This is a genomic window from Nakamurella sp., from assembly GCF_048594475.1.
Lineage (GTDB): Bacteria > Actinomycetota > Actinomycetes > Mycobacteriales > Nakamurellaceae > Nakamurella.
The window spans coordinates 1-3,606 of record NZ_JBMDXT010000173.1; the positions used below are offsets into that span (position 1 = coordinate 1).

Annotated in this window: 5 protein-coding genes; 1 reads left to right on the top strand and 4 read right to left on the bottom strand. The window is 73.4% G+C overall.

Annotated elements, in window-relative coordinates:
• Both ACOJUF_RS08580 and coaE read right to left on the bottom strand, forming a co-directional pair.
• Positions 1-439, bottom strand: a 439-nt coding sequence (locus tag ACOJUF_RS08580) for a DEAD/DEAH box helicase family protein (RefSeq protein WP_420121442.1), incomplete at its 3' end; no start/stop codon positions are given.
• 10 nt (positions 440-449) lie between these two features.
• Positions 450-1,679, bottom strand: a complete 1,230-nt coding sequence (gene coaE, locus ACOJUF_RS08585; protein WP_420121443.1) for a dephospho-CoA kinase — start codon at positions 1,677-1,679, stop codon at positions 450-452.
• A 128-nt stretch (positions 1,680-1,807) separates the two neighbouring features.
• On the opposite strand from coaE, the gene ACOJUF_RS08590 reads away from it, so the two are divergent.
• Positions 1,808-2,014, top strand: coding sequence for a hypothetical protein (locus ACOJUF_RS08590; RefSeq protein WP_420121444.1), 207 nt, complete (start codon positions 1,808-1,810; stop codon positions 2,012-2,014).
• Here the strand turns inward: ACOJUF_RS08590 and ACOJUF_RS08595 are convergent.
• Complete coding sequence (locus ACOJUF_RS08595; RefSeq protein WP_420121445.1) at positions 2,004-2,729, bottom strand: hypothetical protein; 726 nt, start codon at positions 2,727-2,729, stop codon at positions 2,004-2,006. The two genes, ACOJUF_RS08590 and ACOJUF_RS08595, sit on opposite strands and share 11 nt — an antisense overlap.
• Before the next feature lie 162 nt (positions 2,730-2,891).
• Positions 2,892-3,606 (bottom strand): S1 RNA-binding domain-containing protein (locus ACOJUF_RS08600; protein WP_420121446.1); only part of this gene is annotated, 715 nt, incomplete at its 5' end.

The following is a 3,606-nucleotide window of genomic DNA, read 5'->3' on the forward strand; positions in this document are numbered from 1 at the left end:
GGCGCAGCCGCTCGACGTCGTTGTTGATCGAGGAGTCCTTCTCGATGTAGGTGTCCGTCTGCGGGACGTACGCCTCGGGCTGGTAGTAGTCGTAGTAGGAGACGAAGTACTCGACCGCGGTGTTCGGGAACAACTCGCGCAACTCGTTGGCCAGCTGCGCGGCCAGCGTCTTGTTCGGCGCCATCACCAGCGTGGGCCGCTGCACCGGCTCGATCAGCCAGGCCGTCGTCGCGGACTTGCCGGTGCCGGTGGCGCCGAGCAGCACGACGTCCTTCTCCCCCGCCTCGAGCCGGCGCTGCAACTCGGCGATCGCCTGCGGCTGGTCGCCTGACGGGGTGTATTCACTGACCACCTCGAAGCGGCCCGACGTGCGCGGGATGTCGCCGACCGGCCGGTGTTCGGAGACGGCGAGAACGGGGTGCTCGGTTGCGAAGGCCACGAAATGCAGGCTACGCGGGCCCTCCGACAGTGCCCATGGCCTCGGCGCCCGCGGCCGCCGGCCGCCAACCGGTGGCCGCCGCCCACGCCTCGGCCCGATCGTGGGCGAAGCCGAACCATGGTTCCTTGGCCTCGGCATACCGCAGCGTGGTCGGGTCGTCGGCGTCGCGCGCGGCGACGGCCAGCTTGAGCTCGCGGTACTCGGCGGACGCGGCCGCGTCGGCGATCAGCCAGTCGCGGACCAGCAGGGCCCAGCGCCAGTTCGGCCGGTCCGCCACCCGCACGTGCAGGTTGACCGCGCGGCCGGGATCGGCGTTGGCGTGGAAGCGCTTGATCCAGCGGTCCGGGTCGTCGCCGGCCGGCCGCGGCAGGTCCTGGCGGTTGCCGTCGATCCGGGGGAATCCGGCGGCGGCCAGCGCGGGCGCTAGCTCGTCGGCGGTCGCCGGCGATTCGACGGCCAGCTGCAGGTCCAGCACGTCCTTGGCCGGCATCCCGGGGATGGCCGTCGAGCCGATGTGGTCCACCCGCCGGCCCCCGCACGCGGCCGAGATCCGGGCGGCCAACCGGCGGCCGTCCGCCGCCCAGGACGGCCGGTGGCCGACCAGCGCCACGGGGCCCCGCACGGCCCGGCGGCCGGCCCGCACGTTGGCCTCGAAGGGCATCAGCCGCTTCGCCCAGAGCCCGCGGACCTGCTCGGCCAGCTCGTCCGGCGCACCGTCGTTGTCCAGCACGACGTCGCACAGCGGCGCCCGCTGGTCATCGGTGAGCTGGGCGGCGATGCGGGCCCGCGCGTCGGCCTCGGTGAGTCCGCGGCCGACCAGCCGGCCCACGCGGCGCTCCTGGTCGGCCCGCACGCCGACCACGAGGTGGAAGGTCGCCGCGACGGCCAGATCGACCAGCAGCGGGATGTCGTTGACGACGATCGCGTCGGCCGGCGCGGCCGCCCGGATCTGCTCGAACCGGGCCCGCACCCGCGGATGGGTGATCGCCTCCAGCGTCCGCCGCGCCGCCGGGTCGGCGAACACCACGGCCGCCAGCGCCGGGCGGTCCAGGGCGCCGTCGGGCGTCAGGACGGTGGGGCCGAAGGCCCCCACGATCGCGGCCAGGCCGGCCGTGCCCGGCGCGACGACCTCCCGCGCCAGCCGGTCCGAGTCGGCCACCACGGCGCCCAGATCCCGCAGGACGGCCGAGACCGTGGACTTGCCCGAACCGATGCCACCGGTGACCGCCGTCGTCAACATGGGACCGATCATCGCGCGTGCCTCCGCACCGGACCCGGCCGGACCCGTCCGACCGTTCGGGCGGGCCGCACCCGACACGCGGATTCGGGTCCGGAATCGGGCCCCGGACCGGACGTAACGTCGGGATCGTGACGATCACGTTGACCCGGCCCACCTCGACCGGGACGGCCGGACGGCACCGGCTGGGCCGGCCGGGTCTGATCCCGGCGAGCACCCTGGTGGTCGTGGTTCGCCGCGGCTGGCTCAGCCACCTGCTGCGGCCCGCCCGGCACCGGCTGGTCGAGGGCCGCCGGGACCGGGGCCGGCGCTGGTCGATCCGGCCGGTCAGGCCTTGATGATGCGGGTCAGGGCCGAGCCGGCGAGCTGCGGCAGGCCACTGGTGAGGGTCGCCGGGTCGACCGAGGCCGGCGCGGCGATGGCCAGCGTCCAGTTGTCGTAGTCCATGACGATCAGGCCGCCGTCCCGCAGCGCGACCGTGGCCGGGTACCCGTTGACGGTGGTCTGCGAGACCTGCCCACCGTTGTCGGTCTCGTTCTGCACGGTGACCCCGACCTGCTTCTGGGCCGCCGCGGCGTCGGTGTAGGCGGTCAGTCGCAGGCTGACCTGACCCGTCTTCTTGTCGTCGGACAGCCCGTACAGGCAGCGCACCGAGCCGGTCTGGCCGGCGTCGGTGTTGACCTCGGCGACCGCGACCTTGAGCCGGTCGTTCGGGATGTCGATGTTCAGTGCCTTCTTCACGTCCGCCGCGCTGATGATCGCGCCGCAGTCGACGTTGAGCGGGTCGACGCCGGTGACGACCGGAGCGGCCGCGACCGAGGGGCTGGCCGACGCCGCCGGGCTCTCGCTGGACGGGGCGGGGCTGCCGGACGCCTCGCCGGAGCTCGCCGGGTCGGGTGCCGCCGAGGCGTCGGCGGAACCGGACGGCACCTCGGCCCCGCTGGACACGGTGACCACGGCGGTGACCGTCCGGCGGGTGCCGGTGTCCGAACCGCAGGCCGACACGAGCAGCACGCCGGACAGGGCGGCGGCCAACACCAGGTGACGTCGCATGCCCCCACCGTAACGGTCGGATCGGACGGACCAGGGCAGCTCCCCACACCGACTTCACCGGCGTGTCAACCGTTTCGCCCAGGTCAGGACCGGATCAGGAACGCCGGAAGGGCCGCCACCGAGATGGTGACGGCCCTTCCGGGTAGCGCTATGACGTCCGGCTCAGTTGCCGGCCAGCCGCTCCCGCAGCGCCGCGAGCTGCTCGTCGTTGACCAGCGACCCGGCCGGCGCCTGAGCGCCACCGGAGGCCGCCGCGGTGTCGGACGAGTAGTTGCTCGGCTCCGCCGCATCCGCGTCGGCGGCCGCGGCCGCCGCGATCTGCTTGAGGTGCGACTCGTACACCGCGTGCGCGTCGGCGTACTGCTTCTCCCACGCCTCCCGCTGGGTGTCGAAGCCCTCGAGCCACTCGCCGGTCTCGACGTCGAAGCCCTCCGGCGGCACGAAGTTGCCCTGCTCGTCGTAGTGGTCGACCACGCCGTACTGGGCCCGCACCTCGTCGAACTCGGTGTCGGCGGTGATGCCCTCGTTGGCCTGCTTGAGCGACAGCGAGATCCGGCGCCGCTCCAGGTCGATGTCGATGACGCGGACGAAGATCTCGTCGTCGACCGTCACGACCTGCTCCGGGATCTCCACGTGGCGGCCGGCCAGCTCGGAGATGTGCACCAGGCCCTCGATGCCGTCGTAGACGCGGACGAACGCGCCGAACGGCACCAGCTTGGTGACCTTGCCCGGGACGACCTGGCCGATGGCGTGGGTCCGGGCGAAGTGCCGCCACGGATCCTCCTGGGTCGCCTTGAGCGACAGCGAGACGCGCTCGCGGTCCATGTCGACGTCCAGGACCTCGACGGTGACCTCCTGGCCGACCTCGACGACCTCG

What these genes read in the sequence shown, in the direction of transcription:
- coaE (WP_420121443.1), bottom strand. Translation starts at nt 1,679, where the DNA reads ATGTTGACGACGGCGGTCACCGGTGGCATCGGTTCGGGCAAGTCCACG.
- ACOJUF_RS08595 (WP_420121445.1), bottom strand. Translation starts at nt 2,729, where the DNA reads ATGCGACGTCACCTGGTGTTGGCCGCCGCCCTGTCCGGCGTGCTGCTC.